Genomic DNA, 23,974 nt, shown 5'->3' on the forward strand with positions numbered 1-23,974 from the left:
GCTTACTTAATTCTTATTCTATGGCTTTCAATAATCGCGCGAAACGCCGGGCTAATCACCGCACTATCCACCACATCCACCTTGAACGGCAGATCCGATTCCGAGAAATCATGTTCGATGGCGGCGAGCAGGCTGAGCGTTAATCCGGTGTCGCTGATGATGGCAAGATCGAGATCCGAATAAGGTTTTTCTTGATGTTTCGCACGCGAGCCGAAGGCCCAGATTGCTTTGTCCGGCACGTGTTTTTGCAGAATGGCTGAGACTATCTCCCATTGCTCTGGCGTGATGGCGATGTCAGGGATGTTGTGCATATTTAGGGTTGGCAGCGCTTGCCTAGTTCTTTGAGTAGCGCAGTGCCTTCAATGTAAAAATCCGGCACCATTTGCATGACGGCGATAGCCTTTGCTTCGTCGTAGGTATGACTGGTAATGCTGCGCGCATGACGGTAATCTTTCCATCTATCCCAGCCGCTGCGCAATAAACCTTGTTCGCTGCCGGTTCTGATTAAATCGGGAAAGGCCAGTTCGTCGATTTCCACCGGGTTGGGTGAGGCTAACTCCAGATAGCGCTTAAGCATTTTGTGGCTTAACTCGTAGCAGAATTCAAAACGCTGGATGCTGGCGTCGCGGTACAGCGAGTTGCCGGTATCTAGTGCATAGGCTTGCAGTGCTTCGCTCAGGCGTTGCAAGGCGTTTTCTAGTGAGCTTAGATCGAGTTGAATTGCCATAGTGCCTCCGCTGGTGTTCTTCATTTAAGTCAACAATCTAAAAACAGTACCGGCCTGTCGCGCAATACCCATGCGCCTTTCAGGCCAGCATGGCTGGAAACCCGCATGGGCTATGCGCGCTGGGCCTGCCTGTTTTTAAATTTTACATCCAATAAAAAAGCCCGACCAAGTGGCAGGGCTTTTTGTGATTTGGATTTGGATCAGGTATCAATATTCCCAGCACGCAAAGCATTCGATTCTATGAATGCTCTACGCGGTTCTACATCATCGCCCATCAGCGTGGTGAAGATCTGATCGGCGGCGATCGCGTCGTCGATCTGTACCTTCAATAAGCGGCGGACGGTTGGGTCCATCGTGGTTTCCCACAGTTGGCTTGGGTTCATCTCGCCCAGTCCTTTGTAGCGTTGCTTGCTGACGCCGCGTTCGGCTTCGTCGCGCAGCCATAGCATGGCGTGGTGGAAGTCGGCTACGGCGCTTTCTTTGGCGCGCTCACCTTCGCCACGGCGTATGAAGGCACCTTCGCCTAACAGGCCTTTAAAGGTCAGGGCGGCGTTGGCCAGTACGCGGTAGTCGGCGCTCTCGCTAAAGTCGTAGTCGATGCTGCTCACTTTGACGTTACCGTGGAACATGCGTTCTATGCGCAGGCTGAAGGTGCCGGTGACGTCATCGGTGCGTACGATGGCTTTTACCGCGGTGTCGTTGATGGTGTCTGTCAGTGCCTGGGCCGAGATGGCGGCGTTCTCTGCCGTATCGAGTTGCAGCGTCACGCCAGTCATGATGGCGGTGAGGGCAGCGCGGTCGATCACGCGGGTGAGGCGCATCATGACGGCGTTGGCCAGATTGTATTGGCGTACCAATTCTGCCAGCGGCTCGCCGGTGATAGGCTCTGCGCCTGTGCTTGGGGTCAGGGCGGCACCGGTTAAGGCCACGGTCATCATGTAGCTGGCTTCTTCGGCATCATCTTTAAGGTAGCGCTCGTCGCGGCCAGCCTTGACTTTATACAGTGGCGGTTGGGCGATGTAGATGTGGCCGCGCTCTACCAGTTGCGGCATCTGGCGGTAGAACAGGGTCAGCAGCAGGGTACGGATGTGGGCACCATCGACGTCGGCATCGGTCATGATGATGATGCGGTGGTAGCGCAGTTTTTCGACGTTAAATTCGTCCGGGCCGATCGAGGTGCCGAGCGTGGCGATCAGGGTGGTGATCTGTTCGCTGGATAACATTTTTTCGAAACGGGCTTTTTCTACGTTCAGCACTTTACCGCGCAGTGGCAGAATCGCCTGGAACTTACGGTCACGCCCTTGCTTAGCCGATCCACCCGCAGAATCACCCTCGACGATATACAGTTCGCACAGGGCCGGGTCTTTTTCCTGGCAATCGGCCAGTTTGGCAGATAAACCTAAACCGTCCATGATGCCTTTGCGGCGTGTCAGTTCGCGCGCTTTGCGGGCGGCTTCACGGGCGCGCGAGGCTTCGACGATTTTGCCGCAGATGATTTTGGCGTCGTTCGGGCGTTCTTGCAAATAATCGGACAGGGTCTTGGCAACGATCTCTTCTACCGGGCCGCGTACCTCGCTTGATACCAGCTTGTCTTTGGTTTGCGAGCTAAATTTTGGCTCTGGTACTTTAACCGACAAGACGCAGGTCAGACCTTCGCGCATATCGTCGCCGGTGACTTCTACCTTGGCTTTTTTGGCGTAGTCGTGTTCTTCTATGTACTTGTTGATGACGCGTGTCATCGCTGCGCGCAGGCCGGTGAGATGGCTACCGCCGTCGCGTTGCGGGATGTTATTCGTGAAGCATAAAACTTGTTCGTTGTAGGCGTCGTTCCATTGCATCGAGACGTCGACGCTGATGTTGGTGCCCTGGTCGGACAGGCGCTCGCCAGTTGCCTGGAAAATCGTCGGGTGCAAGACGCTCTTGGTTTTGTTGATGTATTCAACGAAGCCGCGGGTGCCGCCTTCGAACGCGAACATTTCTTCTTTGCCAGTGCGATGGTCGCTGAGTTTGATGCGTACGCCGTTGTTGAGGAAAGACAATTCGCGGATACGCTTGGCCAGGATTTCGTAATGGAATTCTACGTGTGTGAAGATTTCTTCATCGGCCCAGAAATGCACTTCGGTACCGCGCTTTTCGGTGTCGCCTATCACTTTGATCGGTGAGCAGACCACGCCGTTGATGGTTTCTATCTCGCGGTTTTGCGGTACACCACGGACGAATTCCATGGCGTATTTTTTACCGTCGCGGCGGATGGTGAGCTTGAGTAATTTAGACAAGCCATTCACGCAAGAAACACCGACGCCGTGCAAACCGCCCGATACTTTGTAGGAGTTTTGATCGAACTTACCACCGGCATGCAGCTCGGTCATAACGATCTCGGCCGCGCTACGCTTAGGCTCGTGCTTGTCGTCAAACTTGATGCCGGTAGGAATACCGCGGCCGTTATCGGTAATCGAGATCGAGTTGTCGCTGTGGATAGTGACGTTGATCTCGGTACAGTGGCCAGCTAAGGATTCATCGATGGAGTTATCCAGCACTTCAAATACCAGATGATGCAGACCGGTGCCGTCCGACGTATCACCGATATACATGCCGGGGCGCTTACGCACGGCTTCCAGGCCTTCCAGAATCTGGATGGAGGATGCGCCATAACCTGCCGATGTGGCGGATTCTGATGCTGGAGTATTGTCTTGGGTGTTCTCGGACATGGCTACCTTCTGAATTAATGTGTTACTTGTTCAAGGTTGTTTATTACTCCCTCTCCCGCGTGCGGGAAAGGGTTGGGGTGAGGGTGGCTGATAGACTGCATTATTTAAAAAATCCGAAACGGAATTCTTGTGGAAATCTGCTCGCGGAATTTTCGGATGCCCGGTTTTATCGACCGCCCTCACCCCTGCCCACTTGCGGAAACTGCGCCGCACGCGGGAGAGGGTTCTTGTTCTTTGCTACTAGATCCGCATTGGCATCACGACGTATTTGAAGTCGGTGTTTTCTGGGATGGTCAGCAAAGCCGATGAGTTGGAATCGCCAAGGGCGATGTTGATCTGATCGACCTTGAGATTGTTCAATACATCGAGCAAGTAGGTGACGTTAAAACCGATATCGACGCTGTCTCCTCCGTAATCGATTTCAATCTCTTCGACCGCTTCTTCCTGATCGGCATTGGTAGACAAGATTTGCATCAGACCCGGGGTGATCACGCAACGCACGCCTTTAAACTTATCACTGGTCATGATGGCAACGCGTTGCAAGGAGCGCAGCAGTTGTTCGCGACCTAGCGTGAAGTTGTTCTTGTAGCCTTTAGGGATGACGCGGTTGAAGTCAGGGAACTTGCCTTCGACCAGCTTAGAGATTAACTCGATATCGGCAAAAGTCAGTTTGACCTGATTGTTGGCGATGTCTAGTTGTACCGGCTCGTCTTTGTCTTCTAGCAGGCGCTGCAATTCGATAATCGTCTTGCGCGGGATGATGACTTCTTGACGCGCAAACTCTTGCTCGACTTCTACCTGGCAATACGCCAGACGGTGACCGTCGGTGGCAACCGCAATCACGTTCTTGCCATCGACGACTAATAATAAGCCATTGAGGTAGTAACGGATGTCTTGCTGCGCCATCGAGAAATGCACCATGTTAAACAGGTGCTTGAGGGCTTTTTGCGGCAGGCTGACGCTGGCGTTGTAAGTCTCGGCTTGCGCTACTGTAGGGAATTCTTCAGCCGCCAGGGTTTGCAAAGAAAAACGCGATTTGCCCGATTGCACGGTCATTTTCTTGTTTTCTAGCTTGATGGAGACGTCATTATCATCCGGCAAGGCGCGCAAAATATCGAGCAATTTACGGGCTGCAACGGTGGTCGCCGTGACTTCGCCGCCCGAACCGATTTCGGCATGCGTGGTGATCTGAACTTCGATGTCAGTCGACAGGAAGGAGACCTTTTCACCATCTTTGCGTATGAGGATATTGGCCAGAATCGGCAAAGTGTGCCGACGCTCGACAATACCACTCACGATTTGCAAAGGTCGGAGTAAAGTATCTCGGTGGGTTTTTACCAATTGCATTTGTATATCCTCGCTTAATTTGTGGTTGATAAAGGATGGTTCATTACTTGATTACTTGTATTGCCGAGCTTATATTGCCGAGCTTATTGCTAGCGGCAAGCAGGCTGATCTCTGCTTGCGCTTACCTCAAACTTAGCCCTTCAGAGTCTGCTCTAAAACGTGCAGCTCATGATTGCATTCCGGGCTTTTACCGCGATCTGCTGTGATCTTGCGTACCGCATGCAAGACGGTGGTGTGATCGCGCCCACCAAATAATTCGCCGATCTCTGGCAAACTTTTTTGTGTCAATTCTTTTGCCAGATACATGGCGATCTGACGCGGTCTGGCGATATTCGCCGGACGACGTTTGGAGTACATATCCGCCACTTTGATGTGGAAAAAATCTGCCACAGTTTTTTGTATATTTTCAACTGAGATCTGGCGGTTTTGTACCGACAATAAATCCTTCAGCGCTTCTTTGGTGACGTCGATCGTGATCTCTTTACCGTGGAAGCGCGAGTAAGCCAAAATCTTGCGCAAAGCGCCTTCCAGTTCGCGTACGTTGGAGCGCAAATGCTTGGCCACGAAGAAGGCCACGTCATCAGAAAAATGCACGCCTTCGCTGGTGGCTTTTTTGAGCAAAATGGCGACCCGCATTTCGAGCTCTGGCGGTTCGATGGCGACCGTCAGGCCAGAATCAAAACGCGAGATCAAGCGGTCATCCATGCCGGTGATTTCTTTTGGATAGGTATCACTGGTGATGATGATTTGTTTCTTGGCGGCGATTAAGGCTTCAAACGCGTAGAAGAATTCTTCTTGGGTGCGACTTTTGCCACCAAAGAATTGAATATCATCGATCAGCAATAAATCTAGCGAATGGTAATAACGTTTGAACTCATCAAAACCCTTGCGCTGGTAAGCCGTAACGACGTCGCGCACGTACTGCTCGGCGTGGATGTAGCGAATTTTAGCGTTCGGGTTATCCACCAAAATTTGGTTGCCGATGGCGTGGATCAAATGCGTTTTACCCAGACCAACGCCGCCATATAAGAACAGCGGGTTGTACGAGACACCAGGATTATTTGCTACTTGTATCGCAGCGGCACGCGCCAGTTGATTGGCCTTACCAGTGACGAAGCTATCGAAGGTCAAATCCGAGTTGATACGGCTTTGCTCGCGCCGTGGTGATGGCTGCGGCGTTGGCTCCGGGTATTGCGGCATTTCGGCGTGGCTAGGCCGGTCGCCATCCTGGCTGTGTTGCTGCGCGATATTGGCCGCACTAGGCATGCTGCTAGACGCCGGTACGCTAGGCACAGGTTTTTTATTAATGCGCGGGTCGATAATAAACTGCACTTCTATCGTATCGTCCCAATACTGCACGGCTAATTCTGTGATGCGGCTGGCGAATTGCGTCTTTACCCAATCTAACTTAAAGCGATTCGGCGCGCCAATACGCAAGCGACCGTTTTCGTAATCAACGGGGGCTAAAGGCTTGATCCAAGCGCTGTATTGTTGCGGCGTGAGCTCCTGCTCTAGTTGAGAAGAACAGGCTTGCCAAAAATTATCCATGAATACTCGTTATAAAATGCTTGCGTATGAACAGAAAACTTCGTTCGTCTTACTTTTTGGACTTGCCAGTATGTTGCTAAATACCGTAGAAGTATCAATCCGGCACAATTGCAAAAAGAACAAAATAAAGCTGACACACTAATCCGCTATTCTACCCTTGCCAGCCAGAGTTATCCACAGCTTGGAGGGAAATTTCTTAATTATTAAAAGCGCAAGCCTGATTAAATTTGCGTCAAATGGATTGACATGACCTAGCAAAGTGGTGAATAATTATGGGTTCCCTACCCCTATTTTATTGGATGTGGCATTTGTTGTTTTTAATGAAACAGCCGGTGAAGCAGTCATGAGCAGCGGTTTTGGGGCAGTAATGGTGTGAATAGAGTGTGAGAAAGTGTAAATTAAGTGTAAGTTTTATCGACGCGCTTCACGCTATTACCCGTAATTCCGATTTATTATTTGCTTAAAATAGCGAGATCAACATGAAACGTACTTATCAACCTTCCGTAGTTCGCCGTAAGCGCACTCACGGTTTCCGCGCACGTATGGCAACCCGCGGCGGCCGCGCTGTTCTGAATGCACGTCGCGCCAAGGGCCGTAAACGCCTGGCAGCTTGATCTGTTCTGGCTATGGCCATAGCAGCTTAGGCTGAATGTGGCGATAGCTAGATTATTGAGATGATCAATGCAATCGACATGACCAACGCCAGCGGAGATTTTGCGCGCGTTAGGCGTATCGTTAAAACGGATGAGTTTTCATCCGTTTTTCGTTTGCGCCCCGTACAAAGAACGGCACATTTCGTTTTGTATGCCCGTCCGACTGCCTTGGAGCACGCCCGCTTGGGTGTGGTTGCGGCAAAGCGATTTGCCCCGCGCGCAGCAACGCGCAATGCAATCAAACGTGTGACACGCGAAGTGTTTCGACAATCGACATTAATTAATGTCGATTGCATAGTGCGTTTGTCTAAACCGGTCAATAGCAAGGCAGGTCCTGCCACTACCGCCCAACTTAAACGTGAGTTGAGGGTGGAAATCCTGCGTCTGTTTGCTTCACAAAAAATTCCGGTCGAACCCGCATCATGAAATCCTTGCTGCTACTGTTACTACGCGGATATAAACTAATGATCAGCCCTATGTTAGGGCAGCGCTGCCGTTTTTATCCTAGTTGTTCCGAGTATGCGGCAGAAGCCATCCGCGAATATGGTGCTTGCCAAGGTAGTTTGATGGCAGGAAAGCGCCTGTGTAAATGCCATCCGTGGCATCCCGGCGGCGTGGATAATGTTCCACCCAAGGCTGAAAAACAAACATCTGCCCCCACATCTGTTGCGGGTCATTCTTCTAAACTCTCCTAATCTTCGTCAAATACACAAATGGATATCAAACGTACCGTGCTGTGGGTTGTTTTTTCGATGTCGCTGTTGATCCTCTGGGACAACTGGATGCGCCATAGCGGCAAGCAATCTATGTTTTTCCCTACACCAACTGCGCAACAGAGCAAGAATACGGCTGCATCGGCCAGCGCAACTGCCAATGCACCCAAGGCTTTAGCTGACGCCACGGCTGCCAGTGGCACTGCTGTTGCCGCAGATACGCCAGCTATTAAGAGTGAAATCATTACCATCACCACGGATTTGATCAAGGCGGATATCGATACCATAGGCGGCGAAGTAAAACGCCTAGAGCTGCTTAAACACAAAGATAGCCATGACCACAGCAAAAACGTGGTGCTGTTCACGCAAGATGCGAAACGCACTTACTTGGCACAGACAGGTTTGTTAGGCGGTAATTTCCCTAATCATAAATCCGGCTTTATCGCTAAACCAGGTGTACGTAGCTTGGGCGATGGTAACCAGGTTCAATTGGTATTGGAGTCCGAGCAGGCTGGCGTCAAGCTGACGAAAACTTTTACCTTCAAAAAAGCTGACTACGTTATCGACGTCAAGCATGAAGTAAGCAATAACAGCGCGGCTGCGATTACGCCATCCCTGTATTTGCAATTATTGCATGACGGTACTAAACCTGAAAGCGGTGGCATGTTCTCAGGTAGCGGCGACTTTTTTGCACCTGCTGTGTACACCGATGCAGACAAATTTCAGAAGCTTGATTTTGAAAAAATTGGTAAACAAGAAACTGAAAAACTTGGCTCTAGTAATAGCAACCATGCGACTAAGGCCGATAACGGTTGGGTTTCTGTGATTGAACATTTCTTCGTCTCTGCATTTATTCCACAAGATAAAACACAGCGCGAAATTTTCACTAAAAAAGTCGATACCAATCTGTACGCAGTGGGCAGTATCTTGCCTATGGGAACGATCGCTCCAGGTGCGACAGTGTCAATGGATGCTCGTTTGTATTCCGGTCCGCAAGAATCGGCATTATTGGAAAAAGTCACACCGGGTTTAGAGCTGGTGAAGGACTATGGCGTATTGACGATAGTTGCCAAGCCGCTGTTTTGGTTGATGGAATTGATCCACAAATTATTGGGTAACTGGGGTTGGACTATCGTGGTCTTCACCATTGCTATCAAACTTGCTTTGTTCCCCTTATCGGCTGCCGGTTACCGCAGTATGGCGAAGATGAAAGTGGTCACACCAAAAATGACTGCGGTGCGCGAGCAATACAAAAATGATCCGCAGAAAATGAATCAGGCGATGATGGAGTTGTACAAGAAAGAAAAAATCAATCCGCTTGGTGGTTGCTTGCCTATCTTGATCCAAATGCCGGTGTTCTTGTCTTTGTATTGGGTCTTGCAAGCCAGCGTAGAAATGCGCGGTGCGCCTTGGGTGGGCTGGATCACTGATCTGACTGCACCAGATCCTTGGTATATATTGCCAGTGATCTACGCGATCTCTATGTATATCACGACCAAGCTCAATCCTGCGCCTGCTGATCCTATGCAAGCGAAGATGATGCTGTTCATGCCTTTGGCTTTTTCGGTGATGTTCTTCTTCTTTCCGTCTGGCTTGGTACTGTACTGGGTAGTGAATAACGTGTTGTCGATTGCCCAGCAATGGGTGATTAATAACAAAATGATCCCAGCTGAACATAAGTCTTGATTTACGCATCTATGTAAATAGAAAAAAGCCCATGCGAGCATGGGCTTTTTTTATGGCAAAGCCACAAGTCATGTAGTATTTAGATCACACGCACTATAAATTTTTTGCGGGTTAAGCCTGCAAGGTTAAAATTCCTTATGAACCATCACAGTACTTATGACCCAACTCCCATCACCGCGATTGCTACGGCACCCGGTCGTGGCGGCATAGGCGTAGTCCGCATATCTGGCAAAGATCTTGCGCCCATCGTCAGTGCCTTGTTTGGCGTTGCCCAATTAAAACCGCGGCATGCCACTTATTTGCCGTTTACCCAGGCCGATGGCAGCGTGATTGATCAGGGCTTAGCCATTTTTTTTAAGGCACCAAATTCGTATACCGGAGAGGATGTGCTTGAGTTACAAGGACATGGCGGTCCTGTCGTAATGCAGATGTTGCTGGCGCGCTGCCTGGAGGCCGGTAAAGACGCCGGTCTGCGATTGGCACAACCTGGTGAATTTACTCAACGCGCATTCTTGAACGATAAGCTTGATCTAGCGCAGGCCGAAGCAGTTGCTGATCTGATTGAGGCATCTACCGAGGCGGCGGCAAAATCGGCATCACAATCCTTATCCGGCGCCTTCTCAACAGTCATTAATGCTTTGGTAGAAAAAGTGGTGCACTTGCGTATGTTGGTCGAGGCGACCTTGGATTTCCCTGAAGAAGAAATCGACTTTCTGGAAAAATCGAACGCACGTGGTCAATTATTAACGATACAAGACGCACTTCAAAAAGTCTTTGAGCAAGCCGCACAAGGGGCATTGTTACGTAGCGGTCTGAATATAGTGCTGGCAGGTCAGCCAAATGTAGGCAAATCATCTTTGCTCAATGCTTTGGCCGGCGATGATGTCGCCATCGTTACCCCGATTGCCGGAACCACCCGTGATAAGGTCACAGAAACCATACACATAGAAGGCATCCCGCTCAATATCATCGATACGGCCGGGATACGACACGATCACGATGAGCCAGAGTTCGGTGAGAACATCGACGTGATCGACGCGGTTGAACGTATAGGAATAGAACGCACTTGGGCCGAAGTCGAAAAAGCTGACGTCATCTTGCATCTTCTTGATGCCAGCCGTGGCCCAACCCGTGCCGATGAGGCTATCGTTGCCAGATTCCCCGATGGCGTGCCGGTGATCCGCATCTGGAATAAGATCGATGTTTCTGGTCATCATGCTAGCGTTGATGAAATGGAAGACGCGACGCATATCTATTTGTCGGCGCAAGAGCATCTGGGCATGGATTTATTGCGCAAAGAGTTGTTGCGCATCGCTGGCTGGCAACAGACTGGTGAATCCCTCTACCTGGCGCGCGAACGTCATCTGATCGCGCTCAAGCAGGCACGTGAACATCTCGAATTTGCGGCCAGCTATGCTGCGCAAAACGATCAATCTTTGGATTTATTCGCCGAAGAATTGAGATTGACCCAGGATAGACTCAACAGCATTACCGGTGAATTTACTTCTGATGACTTGCTCGGAGTGATTTTTTCGCGTTTCTGCATAGGGAAATAAAAATTCCTAACACTTTCTTATTTTATTAACTATATTGTAAAGGGTTTAAGTTTAATTTAAGTGCGCTGTTCTGTTTTTCGAAGTGGTTTTTAGAAAACTCATTTTCAAAGGAGAGCAGTGTGAATCAGCTCAAAAACCTGATTGCATCGCCGCAATTGCTATTCGCTAAGGCCCAAATGCTTGGCCAAAATAGCAGCAATGCGGTGGATCGTTTATACGGTTTCGATAGCTTCAATAAAGACGAAAAATGGAAGCTGGCGTTTTTTGAGGCAATGCGAGAAACTCTGCATATCCAATATCAGGACTATGATTTTTATCGCCAACTGATGTACTTATCAGATTGTAACTTGGCGTCTTTGCAGGGTTTTGATGATCTCCTAAATATTCCGTATATCACTTCTGCAGTACTCAAAAAATATAGCTTAAGTAGTAGTGCGCATGCAGCGCCCGCACTGAGTATTCTGTCCTCCGGAACGAGTGGACAAAAGGCGGAAATTACTATCGATGAGACTTCTTTAGTACGCATCGTCGCTGGGATACTCAAGGTCTACGCTGAGTTTGGATTGGCTAGTAAGCAAGCGGCCAACTATTTGTTCGCAGGCTATAGCCCAGATGCCTCGAATGGCGCTGGCACGGCAGGTACCGATAGCGTGGTGTCACAGCTTACCCCGAGTTTGGCAAATTTTTATGCGCTCGATCTGGACCAAAATGGTCACACCGTATTTTTACTTGAGCGCGCAGTTGAGACCTTAAGAGCCTACGTGCTGGCAGAACAGCCCATTCGAATATTGGGCTTTCTACACTACAGTTGCGAGATCATCAAAGCCTATCATCAAAAATATGGGGAAGTGAAATTTCCAGAAGATAGTTATATTTTGAGCGGTGGAGGCTGGAAAGAGTTCGCGCATTTGTACGGTGAAGATTTTAATCTGTACACTTATCTAGCCAGCCTTAGCAATCTGCCAGCTTCGGCTATCCGCGATTCTTACTCTCTGGTTGAGCATCCAGCGCTCTATGTGGCCTGCGAGAAAAACAAATTGCATGTTTCGGCTCTGGCTCATGTGGTGATACGCGATCTTAGAACTATGGAGCCGCTCACGTATGGGGAGACTGGTTTAGTTCAACTATTTACCCCTATCTTGCAAAGCTATCCCTCGGCTTCCTTACTTAGTTCGGATTTGGGGTATCTAGAGCAGCATTGCACATGTGGTCGTTCAGGAGATTATTTGACCATCTTAGGACGAGGAGGCTCGAAAAAAGCCATGACCTGCGCCCTCAATGCAGAGCAATATATCCAGAAGGGGCGGTCATGCTAAATAAGAGCTTTCAATTTGGGCGTATGCTAAACAGTAGCGCACCGATACACGCAAACGACCTTCAATCTTTGCTTGAGACAGGTAAGACACTGGCACTAAGTCCACCTCCTTCTCTAGATAAAACTATAGATATTCTGGCCAGACTGGGCAAACTCTGGAGCGATGAAAGCAATATTTTCCATAAGCGTATCTTGGCGCACTTAGAAAACTCTGGAATAGTCGGCAGTTCGATTATCCTGTTTTTTAATGAGTGCGCGCAATTTTTTTCAAGACCAACGCTAGAACAAAGATGGCAAGCAGCCATAGGTAATAAATTAGTCTGCCCAGTCGGTCTGGTACTACATATAGGCGCAACCAATACCCTAGTGTCTGGCTTAGATGGCCTGGTCGATGGCCTACTCTCCGGCAATATCAATTTTTATAAATTCTCCAGCGCGGATGGCGGCGTGCCCGGCATCTTTCTCGAAAGCCTGCTGGACGCAGACGTCGATCAAGTATTGGTCACTCGGCTTGTTGCTTTTTGTTGGAAAGGTGGCGATAAAGAGATAGAAATATTATTTAAAAACAGTGTTGATAGAATTATCGTTTGGGGCGGTATGGATGCCGTGATGAGCTGGCGTGCCGATCTGGGCTACACGGCAAGGATACTCAGCCATGGTCCGAAATACGGGATTGGCGTATTGACCGCAGCGGGTCTGAAAGACGCTCAACTAGAAAGCTTATGTAAAAACATAGTGATGGACGTCAGTATGTGGGATCAAAAAGCTTGCAATAATTTGCAAGCGCTGTTTGTCGAAAGTAAAATTTCTAATCAACAATTTGAGCGTTTCCTGGATTGTTTGCATGCGAGCTTCCAATCGGTTTACGCTGATGCGCCAGCAATGCGTAGTAGCGACGACTATGTCGATATCATTAATGCCAGAGAGGATATCAAGGCCGAGAGTATTCTCAATGGAGGAGTGAAGCTGCATTGTCCCAAAGAAAATTCATGGACAACCGCAGTTTGGAGTCAGTGGAAGTCCGGCTTGATACCCTCTCCTTTATGCCGTTTTTTACACATCCTTAAGTACGACGATGTGACGGCCATCTTGCAAGGACTTAAAGATGAAAAATACTGGATGCAGACTATGGGTTGCTGCGGATCCATTAATGAAAGTGAACGCTTACTGAGTATGGCCAAGTTGCTGGGTATCACCAGAGTGTGTGGGTTTGGCAATATGGTACTAAGTTCGCCAACGCAAGCGCATGACGGCGGCTATGATTTGACCCAATTGGTCAACATCATGGCTGAGTAAGATTAAATAGACTGCCTTGTGAGCCTGGCTTAACTGCATCTGTAGCTGATGTCGGTAAGGGAGCAAGAGGCGCCGGCTTAGGAGCAATCGCAGGTTGGTTTAATAGTCGCGCTTCACGTCCCACAAATTTCCATTCACTAAGATGCGTCTTGTTTTCAAACTGCTCAAAGCCAGGCGCAAAGTTTCCCTGTTTGATAGGTTTTGCATTCGATAAGCTATACACGCCTACGATACTCAGCTTATCTAAACCCATTACAAAGCCCCACTTAGTCTCACCGCTAATTGGGTCTGCATATAAAGTACGTAAGTGCCGCTTGGTGCTGGGGAAGCGCGGATCGCGCAATAACTGATCGAGTGTAGTGGGGCTTCGACGTTGTTCTGGCCCTGAAGCTTCCGCGTAACTGTTAAAGGCTGAGGTGAAGGCCGCACCGATTTCCAGCAAGTCTTGCTCCGCCGCACGGCGTTGTAACAAGGCTCCCATTTTCAAGGTACTGGCCGCGACTAATCCTATGATCGCTACTAAGACGATCAAACCCACATAGGTGAAGCCAGATTGAATTTGTCGAGCGCTAGTTTTCACCCTCATGCCATCACCAGTCTAGATAGGGTTTACCATTACGATCATTGCCGCTGGCACCACTTTTGATGTTGTAGACATTACCTTTAGTGTCATCTTCTGGTGCCAAGATAATCCAGGTTTCCGTGCTTTCTGTAATCGGATCGATAGGTAGGGCTTTGAGATATTTTTTCTCGACCAGTTGCACTAGGGTTTCTGGATAGCGCCCAGTGTCGGCATAATATTGATCTATCGTGCTGCGCATATTCCGTAAATTATCGGCCAGCATGGCCTCCTTCGCCGCATCTATGGTGGGGAAATAGCGCGGTACCGCCAGTGTCAACATCAGGGCGATAATGCCCAAGACCACCAATAATTCTATCAGCGTAAATCCCATACCTCGTCGCGTTAGACTTTTCATGTTTACCATTTTCTATACGGAATGCCGTTCAGGCCCAGTTTTTCCGAGGTCGAGTAAATGTCATAAACATCGGCGCCTTCACGCGGATCACTGGCCTCGCTGGCATAGCTGCGCTTGCCCCAAGTTTGAGACTCACTCAGCTCGGTATTGGGGTTGAATGGGTCGCGTGGTAAACGCCGCAAAAAAAACAGCTTCGCATGTTTGGGGCTGCTCAGATCCGTGACGCCTTCCACGAGTAATTCCAAACTCTCCGGATAAGAATTTCCAGCGCCCGATCTGACGATACGACCTTCATCCGCCGCTGCTTTATAGGCATCAATGGCATGTCGTATCTCGTTCAATGCGGTACGCAATTGCCGTTCTTGCTGACGTTGTTGCGCCACCTGTTTCACTGGAATAGCCAGGCTAGCCAGCAAACCTAGAATCGCCAGAGTAACTAACAATTCTATGAGGGTAAAGCCGCGCAATTTATAGCACTGGGTGGACATTATTTTTCCTGCTTCACTACCGGTTCTGTGCCAACCTCGGTCGCTGCTGGCCAGACCGGAATGAGCACGGGAGTGGCAACTGGCTCAACTTTGGCGGGTGCTACTATCGCTGGGGCACGGGCCACAGCATCCGGCCGATTTCTAAAGTTAGCGTCCGTACCTGCGGAAAATTCGGAGGAATTCGCTTCCGGGCGGCGAATGTTACGTATCAGCCTGGGTGTGATAGAAAGCACGATTTCTGTTTTTTGCGTATCGTCTTTGGTGCTGCCAAACAGACGGCCAAGGAGCGGCAGATCGCCAACACCAGGAACTTTATTGCCATTGCTACGATCTTCATTGCTGATGAGACCGGCTAGTACCTGATTCTCACCATCTTTTAATTGCAATACCGTGGTGGCTTTACGCGTCCCAATTTGGTAGCCGACGGTGCCGGATTTCGTGGTCATGGTTCCAAGTAAATTACTCACTTCCAGATCCACCCTGATCGCTACTTCATTATTCAGATAGATAGTCGGTTCTACATTGAGCGTTAAGCCGACATCGATGTAACTGACCGATTCCGATGCGAATCCGGCTGCGCCGGGAGAGACGGTGGTGGTGACGCTCGGTAATTTTTCACCGATATGTACTTTAGCTTTCTCCCGGTTTCTGACTCTTATCCGCGGATTGGCAAGAGTGTTGGCGTCACCATCCTTGGTGTTGGCATTGATGGTCACACTAGGTGGGGTAATCCCGATATTATTTTGATTTAAATTACGTAGATCCGCAATCGTAAAACCTACGCCGTTACCAGCCGTTAAGGGCGACAATGCCAAACTAGCGGGCCATGCAACGCCAAGTTCAGTCAAGCGATTAGTCTTGACTTCGAGTATCTCTACTTCCAGCATGACTTCAGCTTCTGGAATATCCTGTAAGGCGACTAATTTTTCTGCGAGACGTATAGACTCACGTGTGTCTCGCAAGATGACAAGATTGAGCTTTTCATCGACCACAATGTCTTTGGATTTGAGTATGGTTTTAAGCGTATTGGCGACCAGCTTGGCATCTGCATTGGCAATAAAGAAGGTCTTTACCACCATTTCTTGGTATTCCTTGAGTTTGGCGGCGCTATTCGGATAAATCATGATGGTGTTGGCATCGACGATTTGCTGCTCTAGCTGATTACTCATTAACAGGTAGTAAACCGCCAATTCTATACTGCTATTTTTTAATGAGATGGTGGCCTTCTGATCCGCCTTGACATCCTTATCGAAAACAAAATTTAAACCAGAGGTGCGGGCGATGACGTCAAATACCTGGCGCAAAGGCGTATCTTTAAATTGTATAGAAATTGGTTTCTTAAATTGCTTTGCTATCCCTGATTCTGCACTTGCCGCTTTGGGGCTTTCGGCGATAGACGCCAGCAAGCTACGTGCTTTTTGATTACCAGGGCTTTCTGCTAAGACGGCATTGAGTATCTGACGTGCGGTCTCGTTTTCTTTCATCTCTAGCGCAGTTGAGGCCGCCGCTATTTGTTTTTCCTGGCGCATATTTATTTCTAATGACCTCAAATCGTTACGCGCCCGCTCACTAGCAGCGTCCAATGCTAAAGCTTGGTTAAAACTATTTCTTGCCGCTTCGTTATTTCCCTCTTTTAAGAGTGCTTCACCCTGCTCCAGTAATTGCAGGACATTCTTGTCGCGGATACGTAGATAGGCAATCCTATATTCCGCGTTATACGGATCTGCACGCATGGCCTCCCTGTATTTGACAAGTCCCGCCTCGATTTGATCTTCAGCGACTAATTTTTTGGCATCCCTATACGCTATTTGAGCGGCACAGCCTGTTAAGCTCAGCAACAACAAAGGCAGGGCGAAGGATTTTAGCAAACGGAACAGCAGCGCATCCGATGAGCGGTATTTTTGCGTTTGACTTAACATCAGTCGAGAACTCCAATAGTGAGCTGTTGAATCTGATTCAACGGAAGGTAAGTGAAGGTGAGCAGCGGCGGTTTTATCTCGGCAACGCGATAGGTGCCATCGATGACGCTATTATTTTGGACGATGATAGTGCGATCACCGCGCCCCAGAAATACTTCCCAGGTGCCATCGGCGAGGGATTTTCCCAAATACACAAACGGTAGTGGCGGCGCGCTAGGAGGCACGGGCGCTACGGGTATAAATTTGGCCGCTGGCGGCGGTGGCGGATTCCAGTTTTGATTTCCAAACATTGCCACTGCTGAGACGGTCGTGCTATCACCCATACTGTCTTCGGGTGCTAATTTGGGGCGTGGCAGTATGCTTTCTATCCTCACGCTGGCGCTGACGGCAGCGCTAGATACTGGCGATTTTATAGTTGAGGTCGCCGCTGTTTTTGCAGGTGTGGCGCGCGCTACTGCTTCTGCCACGCCCCCAGCAGGAGTTTTATCTCCAAACAAAGCGACGCCAGCTGCGAGCAAGAGACACAACCCCATTACTAAATGGCGCGTCTTCATGGCGATCCCTTTTTCGCTACGTCATGTAGATACAGGCTCAGATGCAAACGCGCTTCTGGCAGGTTGTCGTTGACACTATCACGTTTAAAGCTAATTTCATTCAATGCCGAAAACGGTATCACATCCAGAGTCTGGAGTACAAACTGCCAGATGGACTGATAAGGGCCTTTGACTGGCAAAACTATCTGGTAGGTATAGACCTGAGAATTTTTATCATAATTTAATTTGTACTGCCCCTTGGTCAGGCTTAAAGCATTTTTATTTGCCAATGCGAATATGGTTTTCAGTTGTTGCTCCGCATAGCGCCGCTCGCCCAAGCTATCATAAAAAACCGCCAGATTCTGAAACTCGTTGGTCGTCGGTATAGGGTTATCTTTTTTCTCTAATTTAGCTAGATTAGCGATTGGCTCCGGTGATGCTAGCGTTCTAGCATATGAAAAATAAGCCAAGCAGGCTAGGCATGCTAATACTAGCAAGACGATCCCAGTTGAGGCGATGAGCCCGCGTTGCTGTAGCCATAAACGCGTCTGCAATTGAAGCATAGTGAAAGTAGAGAAATTCATGGCTTGCTAGCTTTTTCTGACCATTGCAGATCTAGTTGAAAGCGCCAGGGTCTATTCGCGTCTTGTTCATTTATTTCATGTTTGTTCAAGACTACGCTGACAAAAAAATCTTGTAATTTTAGTCTGTCAATATAGGACAACATATCATCACTGTTTTTAGTTTCTGCTGTGATTTTCAATAAGCGCGATTTTGCCTCAGGCTCCAGAGCTAGCAGCGCGACTTTTTCGTTAGTTGCTTCGTCTAATGCATACTGCAACTCGCGCCATGGCAGATTGAGCTGCAACACAACTTGATTTACGGCACTTGCCTGTGCCACTGGGATGTCAAGTTTTTTGACCGGCACTATTTGACTATCGCGCGCCTTCAAAATTTTATTTCTAGCCGCTTGCTGCTCTTGTTGCAGCGCCCGAGCTTGGAGTATCGTATAACTAATTGCTAGGCAGGCTGCCACACCAAGGATAAAAATAAACCAGTACAACGGCGCAGTATGCCAGATCGTCCGGCGCAGACTATTCTTTGCAAAATCAATTTTAATTTTTTTCATAGAGCTACTCCTGTCAGGGCTAACTCTACACCAGCGCTATACGCTGGCATTCCTCGTCTTGCCTGGTCTAGCCGGCTACAGTTGAGTGCTGCGGTCTCTTGCCTCCAATTCGGACTGAATTTCCCACATATTTGTAAATGCTTTGGAACTGCAATATTCAGCAATAAACCTAGTTTCGCCAGATATGCTTGCAGCCATTCATAACTTGCTTCTGCCGGCACTAAAATACTGTGCAGAGCGCAGATGTTTGATTTTTCGATTAAAGCCACGCTTAGCACTTGATCGCTGATCGAAGCGAACCATGCTCCTGGCGTGAGCTTGGCACTCCAGCGGTTCCACGCCAAAACAAATTGCGGTGCTATCTCGACCAAAGCCAATTGATGTGCATCTGCTTGTTGTGTCAGTACCTTAAGTATCGTATGTGGTACTGCAGCGGCAAAAAATGATCGCTGCACCTGCCAGTCGGCACTCATCTGCCAATCGCCGATTGGCTCGCCAAACAAAGAGAGAAAACGCATGGCCGCCGCTGCCTGTATATCCGCGATGCGAGTGCTTCCTAGTGGCGGGCTTACCTGCCAAAGCCGGACTAAATCGTCAGCCAGCACTATCGTCGTTGGGAGTTTATTTGCGCCTATTCCTTGCAGGCTTTGTTGCAGCCGTAGGCTTAACTGGTCTGGCGTGTAGCTATCGACTGCCGTATATTTTTGCTCTGAAAGCACTGTTACAGCTGGTCCGCGCCAGCGGCTGATACGCAGCACAGTGACGCTGTCACCTGTAATGCCGATTCTTAATGATTGCCCGAAACGTTTAAGCATGCAAAGTCACCCGCTTGATTTCTGTTAGCGTAGTGGCGCCGCGTCTTACTAAATCCAAAGCCGCTAAACGCAGGCTTCTAGTGCCATTGGCGTAGGCCGCTGCTTTGATTTGGCGTATCGGACGTTTGTCGACGATCAGCTCGCGAATTTCGTCATTCAAAGTTAGAATTTCGGCGATGGAACGTCGCCCCTTGTAGCCAGTGCCACGGCAATCGCCGCAGCCTTTTCCCTGCATGAACTGAAAATCCTGCACTTCTATGCGCGACAGATTAACGCTCGCTAATTCAGCATCGCTAGGCACATGAGGGCTGGCGCAATGCGGGCAATTCATACGTACTAAACGTTGCGCCCAAATGCCATTAAGTGCAGAAACGAAGGCATACGGATCGATGCCCATGTGGGTGAAGCGACCAAATACGTCAAACACATTATTCGCATGCACCGTGGTCAAGACCAAGTGACCAGTCAGCGCAGACTGTACGGCAATTTCCGCTGTTTCGCGGTCGCGAATTTCACCGACCATAATTTTGTCCGGGTCATGCCGCAAGATGGAGCGCAAGCCCTTGGCAAAAGTCAGGCCTTTTTTTTCATTTACCGGGATTTGTAAAATTCCAGGTAACTGATATTCAACCGGATCTTCGATGGTGATGATTTTTTCGCGGCCATTATGAATTTCAGTTAATGCCGCATACAGAGTTGTGGTTTTACCAGATCCAGTTGGGCCGGTGACTAGCAACATGCCATACGCTTCTTGCGCTAAGGCTCGCAAACTAACCAGCGACGCCATATCAAAGCCCAGCGATTCTAGTGTCAGCGCGCCATAGGCTTCTATCATGGCGCGCTTATCGAGTATCCGTATCACTGCATCCTCGCCATGAATACTCGGCATGATGGAGACGCGCAAGTCGATCTCACGTCCACCAGTTTCTACCCTAAAGCTGCCGTCCTGCGGTACCCGTCTTTCGGCGATATCAAGTTCCGCCAGCACTTTCAGGCGTGAGATAACTTGTTCGGCTAGCTCCACACCATTGACTGAGGTGGCGTGATCTAGCACACCGTCAACCCTATATTTAACCGCTAAACCGGCCGACGTGCTTTCCAGGTGAATGTCAGAAGCACTTGCTTTTAAGGCGTCATACAAAGTTGAATTGACTAGCTTGACAGCTGGGCTAGCCGCCTCTGACACCGAGGCAAATGATAGATTAGCCGCGGTTTTGTGATCGCGCTTCGTATCGATGGCACCTGGCAATAAATTATCGACCGCACGTGCCGATTCCTCCTGCTTGGAAAGATAGGCCTGAATGTCAGACTGCAAGGCTAATTTTATTGGAAGTGCTTGTCGGATACTCGCATTGGCACGATGACTCAGCCAGGTCTGCAAATCAAGATCAAAAGGATCTGCGATCACTGCGATGACGATTTGATCGACATCGCGTAACAATACACAGTGGCGCGCCATCGCTAGTGATAGCGGGAGCAAATCAAAAGCCGGCTTTAAACCCAGCATATCTGCCGTTTCCAATACTGCTAAGCCAAATGGCAGTGCCAGTCCCTTTACTATTTGACGCGGATCATTGCCACTCAATTCCTCTAATTCTGTGATCAAGGGACGTTGTGATATTTGACTTTGAGTGCGGGCACGTGCCAGTAATGCTGCATCAATCGTCATTCCCTGGCCCATCATGACATGTCTCCGGCCAGATCAAAAATCGGCATATACAGCAAGACCACGATGGCACCAACGATCAAGCCTATCGCGGCCATTAATAGAGGTTCAAACGTGCGTGTAAACCTATCTATCCAGCGACTGATTTCGCCATCGTAAAATGCTGCCGATTGTGTCAACATAGGTCCCATGTCGCCGGTACGTTCTCCCACGCGTAACATGCGTAATGAAATTGGCGTAGTCAGTTTATTTTCCTCAAAGGCGATCGACAGCGACATGCCTGACTCTATCATGCTGCGGGCGTTGTTTAAGCCGACTCTGACCGTCGGCGTAACCATATCCTGCACCGTGCTAATCGCCTGCACGATAGGGATGCCGCCTTCTATCAACATGCCCAAGGTCAGATACAGACGGGATAATTGATAGACATGCACGCGCTCACCAACGCCAGGCAATTTGGCTAAAATACGGGCAATGCCACCTTGCGCCAGCATACGACGTACCAATACAAAGCCGAGGCTAAGGATGCCGACTATCGCCGCAAATAAGAGCGCACCGTGATTCGCGGCAAATTGCCCCCAGCTCAACAATAATTGCGACATCCACGGCAAATTACGTCCGGCACCTTGATACACTTCGGCAAAGCGTGGCACTACATAGGTGATCAGGAAGGCACTGACACCGCCCCCTACACCGAGCAAAATCATAGGATAAATTGCGGCACTGATGATTTTTCCGCGCACGATATCGATGCGTTGCTGATAGTCGATAAAGCGGGTAAGTGAACGCGGAAGATCACTGGTGCCCTCAGCGGCTTTGACTATACCTACATATAAAGGCGGGAACAGATTAGCTTGTTCAGCTAACACTGCGGAGAAGCGTTTGCCCTCGCGCAAACCAGCTAACAAGCGTCCCAATACCGAGTGCGTGGCGGCGTTGGCTTCTTTTTCTTGTAAGGCTTCGAGTGCTTCAACCACGCCTAATCCTGCGCTCAATAGTGCCAATAATTCTTGACTGAACAGCACTAGGGAAAGCGTGCTTTTGGGTTGGCCGCTGCGTCCTTTGCGCCAACTAGCCTGTGCAGGATTGATCGCGCTAACGAATAGACCACGGGCCTCAAGTTGGCGGCGCGCATCGGCCTCGTCAACTGCTTCGATAGTCAATAGGGATATCACTAAATCGGGCGCTAAGGCTCGAACATCGTACCGCATGGCGCTTAACTCATCTTAGGGTGAACAGTGGCAATTAGTTGCTGATATCGGCGTCTTCACCGCTACCGCCAGGCTGACCATCGCGTCCAAAGGAGACGATTTCAAAATCAGATTTAGCTCCCGGCGAACGGTAAATATAGGGATGCCCCCAAGGATCTGGTGGAACAGCTTTTTTAAGGTAAGGGCCATTCCATTTCGCGGCATTGGCTGCCGGTGCGCTCAGTAAGGCGCCTAAACCTTCTTCACTATTTGGATAATGACCAAGATCTAAACGATAGGTGTCTAAGGATTTTTCGAAAGCCTCGATTTGGGCTTTGGCAATCGTCACTTCAGATTTACCTAATTGTGAGAAATACTTTGGGCCTACGTAAGCCGCTAACAAACCGATAATTACGATAACAACCAGTAATTCTAATAGGGTAAAACCCTCATGTTTAGTCTTCGATTGCAAGTTCTTGTTGTCGCTATTTTTTACTTCACGCATTAGACCTATTCTCCCGAAATTTTGCTTAGCTTTTACTCATTTTTGTTTTTTGAACGTGTCTGGCAAGTCAGCAAAAATTGTTTATGAGCGCTATTTTATGTGCGAAAGATTAACACGCAGTTTCAAATTTCGTCGGAGTTTATTTAAAAATTTTTCTCGATTGACTTATTTCTGCACAGAATATTGCTGCACATAAATTATGCAATTGCAGCAATTTCCGCACACCAACAAGAGCACAAAATTCGCAAAAATTTTTCGCTTTTTGGAAGAAATTTTCCACATTAATTTGCATAAAAATTCATCTATGAAGTGCCGAATTTAATTTGGGCTTGAGTGATATTTGGTAAATTATTGTTGATAAAATAATTTCCACATCGCGTAATTGAATTGTTATATTTAACAGCAACTTGGAACGAAACTCGGTCCAGGAGGAAAATTTTAAAAATAATTTGAGATGAGGACTGAGCATGAAACAGCTACTAAAAACTAGCATTGCCGCCGTTGCTTTGACTTGCTTAAGCGTTGGTGTCGCGCACGCGAGCATGTTTACCACTGTCGATTTTGAGACCCAGCAAGACGGCCCCTTCGTCTTTCATGGCGATCATAAAAACGCAGGTCAATTCTGGACCGAAAGTTACGGCGTTGGCAGGACCGACGGCGACCTGATTGGTGCTTTCATCGACGGTAGCAATCAAGGCGACATTTGTGCCGATGGACTGCGCTGCCCGCAAAATAACCAGAGCAATTATTACGGGACTTTGAACGATGGTTATGTCTATCTCGGCCGTGAAGACAATCAACGATTTCAATTAAAAAGTTTGTTAGCGAGCACCATCGGGGTAGGCGATACTTTACCTGCTAGTAGTTTTATTCGAGTTAAAGGATATCAAGGTGCTAATGCCATAGAAACAGATATATTGTTATCTGGCTTAAGTAATGGTGAATACAATTTCACGACTTTGACCTTGAACGACAGTTTCGCAGGCATCTATTTCGACTACGTGCGTTTCCTTGGCTTTTCCTGTACTAACGCCAATTACAGTGGTTGCACCAACGGCAATAGTAAAGTCAATTTTGCCTTGGATAATATTCTCACCGCAACGGTTCCTGAGCCTTCAAGCTGGTTGTTAATGGGCTTGGGCATGCTGGGAATTGCCGGCCTGCGTCGTCGCAACACTGTATAAAAATTAGATCAGTCCTCTA

Annotated in this window: 24 protein-coding genes; 8 read left to right on the forward strand and 16 right to left on the reverse strand. The window is 48.8% G+C overall.

Annotated elements, in window-relative coordinates:
• Positions 1-2 precede the first annotated feature (2 nt).
• The 5 genes from EJN92_RS10380 to dnaA form a co-directional block, all read right to left on the reverse strand.
• Positions 3-311 carry a nucleotidyltransferase family protein gene (locus EJN92_RS10380; RefSeq protein ID WP_126127753.1) on the reverse strand — a complete coding sequence of 103 codons (309 nt, stop codon included), beginning with the start codon at positions 309-311 and terminating at the stop codon, positions 3-5.
• Positions 312-313: 2 nt separating this feature from the next.
• Complete coding sequence (locus EJN92_RS10385) at positions 314-727, reverse strand: nucleotidyltransferase substrate binding protein (protein ID WP_126127754.1); 414 nt, start codon at positions 725-727, stop codon at positions 314-316.
• Between the two features lie 200 nt (positions 728-927).
• Positions 928-3,435 (reverse strand): DNA topoisomerase (ATP-hydrolyzing) subunit B, encoded by a 2,508-nt coding sequence (gyrB, locus tag EJN92_RS10390; RefSeq protein WP_126127755.1) that lies wholly within the window; start codon positions 3,433-3,435, stop codon positions 928-930.
• A gap of 240 nt (positions 3,436-3,675) precedes the next feature.
• Positions 3,676-4,782 (reverse strand): DNA polymerase III subunit beta, encoded by a 1,107-nt coding sequence (gene dnaN, locus EJN92_RS10395; RefSeq protein ID WP_126127756.1) that lies wholly within the window; start codon positions 4,780-4,782, stop codon positions 3,676-3,678.
• A 132-nt stretch (positions 4,783-4,914) separates the two neighbouring features.
• Positions 4,915-6,330 (reverse strand): chromosomal replication initiator protein DnaA, encoded by a 1,416-nt coding sequence (gene dnaA / locus EJN92_RS10400; RefSeq protein WP_126127757.1) that lies wholly within the window; start codon positions 6,328-6,330, stop codon positions 4,915-4,917.
• 479 nt (positions 6,331-6,809) lie between these two features.
• Between dnaA and rpmH the strand changes: the two genes are divergently transcribed.
• From rpmH to EJN92_RS10435, 7 genes are all read left to right on the forward strand, one after another.
• Complete coding sequence (gene rpmH, locus EJN92_RS10405) at positions 6,810-6,944, forward strand: 50S ribosomal protein L34 (RefSeq protein WP_061535510.1); 135 nt, start codon at positions 6,810-6,812, stop codon at positions 6,942-6,944.
• Between the two features lie 60 nt (positions 6,945-7,004).
• On the forward strand, positions 7,005-7,409 hold the full coding sequence (locus tag EJN92_RS10410; protein ID WP_227869797.1) for a ribonuclease P protein component: 405 nt from the start codon (positions 7,005-7,007) through the stop codon (positions 7,407-7,409).
• Positions 7,406-7,678 (forward strand): membrane protein insertion efficiency factor YidD, encoded by a 273-nt coding sequence (gene yidD / locus EJN92_RS10415; RefSeq protein WP_126127758.1) that lies wholly within the window; start codon positions 7,406-7,408, stop codon positions 7,676-7,678. The genes EJN92_RS10410 and yidD overlap by 4 nt, the downstream gene beginning before the upstream one ends.
• A gap of 18 nt (positions 7,679-7,696) precedes the next feature.
• Positions 7,697-9,382 (forward strand): membrane protein insertase YidC, encoded by a 1,686-nt coding sequence (gene yidC / locus EJN92_RS10420; protein WP_126127759.1) that lies wholly within the window; start codon positions 7,697-7,699, stop codon positions 9,380-9,382.
• A gap of 137 nt (positions 9,383-9,519) precedes the next feature.
• On the forward strand, positions 9,520-10,938 hold the full coding sequence (mnmE, locus tag EJN92_RS10425; protein WP_126127760.1) for a tRNA uridine-5-carboxymethylaminomethyl(34) synthesis GTPase MnmE: 1,419 nt from the start codon (positions 9,520-9,522) through the stop codon (positions 10,936-10,938).
• Positions 10,939-11,057: 119 nt separating this feature from the next.
• Positions 11,058-12,254, forward strand: coding sequence for a LuxE/PaaK family acyltransferase (locus EJN92_RS10430; RefSeq protein ID WP_126127761.1), 1,197 nt, complete (start codon positions 11,058-11,060; stop codon positions 12,252-12,254).
• Positions 12,248-13,549, forward strand: coding sequence for an acyl-CoA reductase (locus EJN92_RS10435; RefSeq protein ID WP_157984348.1), 1,302 nt, complete (start codon positions 12,248-12,250; stop codon positions 13,547-13,549). Before EJN92_RS10430 ends, EJN92_RS10435 begins: the two co-directional genes overlap by 7 nt.
• Here EJN92_RS10435 and EJN92_RS10440 read toward each other — a convergent pair.
• Genes EJN92_RS10440 through gspG form a run of 11 tightly spaced genes read right to left on the reverse strand, consistent with a single transcriptional unit; the run spans position 13,536 to position 22,771 of the window.
• Positions 13,536-14,135 (reverse strand): type II secretion system protein, encoded by a 600-nt coding sequence (locus EJN92_RS10440; protein WP_126127763.1) that lies wholly within the window; start codon positions 14,133-14,135, stop codon positions 13,536-13,538. The two genes, EJN92_RS10435 and EJN92_RS10440, sit on opposite strands and share 14 nt — an antisense overlap.
• Before the next feature lie 4 nt (positions 14,136-14,139).
• Positions 14,140-14,535 (reverse strand): type II secretion system protein, encoded by a 396-nt coding sequence (locus EJN92_RS10445; RefSeq protein ID WP_126127764.1) that lies wholly within the window; start codon positions 14,533-14,535, stop codon positions 14,140-14,142.
• Positions 14,529-15,014, reverse strand: a complete 486-nt coding sequence (locus EJN92_RS10450) for a prepilin-type N-terminal cleavage/methylation domain-containing protein (RefSeq protein ID WP_126127765.1) — start codon at positions 15,012-15,014, stop codon at positions 14,529-14,531. The genes EJN92_RS10445 and EJN92_RS10450 overlap by 7 nt, the downstream gene beginning before the upstream one ends.
• Positions 15,014-16,933: a secretin and TonB N-terminal domain-containing protein gene (locus tag EJN92_RS10455; RefSeq protein ID WP_126127766.1), complete on the reverse strand. Its 1,920-nt coding sequence runs from the start codon at positions 16,931-16,933 to the stop codon at positions 15,014-15,016. Before EJN92_RS10455 ends, EJN92_RS10450 begins: the two co-directional genes overlap by 1 nt.
• Positions 16,933-17,487, reverse strand: a complete 555-nt coding sequence (locus EJN92_RS10460) for a hypothetical protein (protein WP_126127767.1) — start codon at positions 17,485-17,487, stop codon at positions 16,933-16,935. Before EJN92_RS10460 ends, EJN92_RS10455 begins: the two co-directional genes overlap by 1 nt.
• Positions 17,484-18,029 (reverse strand): hypothetical protein, encoded by a 546-nt coding sequence (locus tag EJN92_RS10465; RefSeq protein WP_227869798.1) that lies wholly within the window; start codon positions 18,027-18,029, stop codon positions 17,484-17,486. The genes EJN92_RS10460 and EJN92_RS10465 overlap by 4 nt, the downstream gene beginning before the upstream one ends.
• Positions 18,030-18,046: 17 nt before the next feature.
• On the reverse strand, positions 18,047-18,595 hold the full coding sequence (locus EJN92_RS10470; RefSeq protein WP_126127769.1) for a hypothetical protein: 549 nt from the start codon (positions 18,593-18,595) through the stop codon (positions 18,047-18,049).
• Positions 18,592-19,410 (reverse strand): hypothetical protein, encoded by an 819-nt coding sequence (locus EJN92_RS10475; RefSeq protein ID WP_126127770.1) that lies wholly within the window; start codon positions 19,408-19,410, stop codon positions 18,592-18,594. The genes EJN92_RS10470 and EJN92_RS10475 overlap by 4 nt, the downstream gene beginning before the upstream one ends.
• Positions 19,403-21,094, reverse strand: a complete 1,692-nt coding sequence (locus tag EJN92_RS10480; protein WP_126127771.1) for a GspE/PulE family protein — start codon at positions 21,092-21,094, stop codon at positions 19,403-19,405. The genes EJN92_RS10475 and EJN92_RS10480 overlap by 8 nt, the downstream gene beginning before the upstream one ends.
• Positions 21,091-22,287 carry a type II secretion system F family protein gene (locus tag EJN92_RS10485; protein ID WP_126127772.1) on the reverse strand — a complete coding sequence of 399 codons (1,197 nt, stop codon included), beginning with the start codon at positions 22,285-22,287 and terminating at the stop codon, positions 21,091-21,093. Before EJN92_RS10485 ends, EJN92_RS10480 begins: the two co-directional genes overlap by 4 nt.
• Before the next feature lie 34 nt (positions 22,288-22,321).
• Entirely contained in the window at positions 22,322-22,771 is a 450-nt protein-coding gene (gene gspG, locus EJN92_RS10490) for a type II secretion system major pseudopilin GspG (RefSeq protein WP_126127773.1), read from the reverse strand.
• A gap of 467 nt (positions 22,772-23,238) precedes the next feature.
• Between gspG and EJN92_RS10495 the strand changes: the two genes are divergently transcribed.
• The gene (locus EJN92_RS10495; protein WP_126127774.1) at positions 23,239-23,955 is read left to right on the forward strand and encodes an NF038120 family PEP-CTERM protein; all 717 of its coding nucleotides are present in this window, start codon (positions 23,239-23,241) and stop codon (positions 23,953-23,955) included.
• The last annotated feature ends 19 nt before the right edge of the window (positions 23,956-23,974 follow it).

Origin of the sequence: Undibacterium parvum, from assembly GCF_003955735.1 — a bacterium.
GTDB classification, from domain to species: domain Bacteria; phylum Pseudomonadota; class Gammaproteobacteria; order Burkholderiales; family Burkholderiaceae_D; genus Undibacterium; species Undibacterium parvum.